This window comes from Aminobacter sp. P4_D5 (assembly GCF_056401815.1).
On the sequence record NZ_JBFUIP010001057.1, the window covers coordinates 1 to 592 of the forward strand.

The window sequence follows — 592 nt, forward strand, 5'->3', positions numbered from 1 at the left end:
CACCGAGGACCGGCTCGCCGACCCCGTCATCCTGGAGTTCATCACCCTCATCGCGGGGCGCGACGATGCCGACATCGAGGCGATGGGCCCGGCCTTCCGCCACGCCTGCCGCATGACCGTGACGACATCAGCCGGTGAAAAGCTCTTCCACGAGGAGCTGGCGCGCCGCGGCAGCCCCGAGAATCCGGTCAGCATCGCCGAGGTCGAGGAAAAATTCCGCGGCAATGTCGCCGCGCTGATCTCCGACGCGGAGGCCGATCGCATCATCGCCCTCGTCGACGGCTTCGAGACGATGACCGATGCGAGGCCGCTGCTCGCGATCCTCGGCGCCGACCGCCGCCCCGTCCGGGCGAAGGCGGCCGAGTGATGCAGCGCCGCCATCTGCTGCAGGGCGCGGCGTCCCTGCCGTTGTTCGGAAGCGGCGCCACCGCGCAACCGCAGCCCATCTCCATGGTCGTGCCGTATGCGCCGGGCGGCGGCACGGACATCGTCGGCCGCAGCTTTGCGCAGCTCTTTGCGCGCGAGCTCGGTCGCACCGTCGTCGTCGAGAACCGCAGCGGCGCGGCGGGCCATATCGGCACCACCTATGCGG

Annotated in this window: 1 protein-coding gene and 1 pseudogene; both read left to right on the forward strand. The window is 70.4% G+C overall.

All coding sequences use genetic code 11. From position 1 onward, the window contains the following. On the forward strand, positions 1-367 hold a 367-nt coding region (locus AC1DWF_RS36645), incomplete at its 5' end, for a hypothetical protein (RefSeq protein ID WP_476843341.1). Beyond that, positions 364-592, forward strand: a pseudogene (locus AC1DWF_RS36650) (tripartite tricarboxylate transporter substrate binding protein); the annotation flags it as partial. The gene AC1DWF_RS36645 and the pseudogene AC1DWF_RS36650, both read left to right, overlap by 4 nt.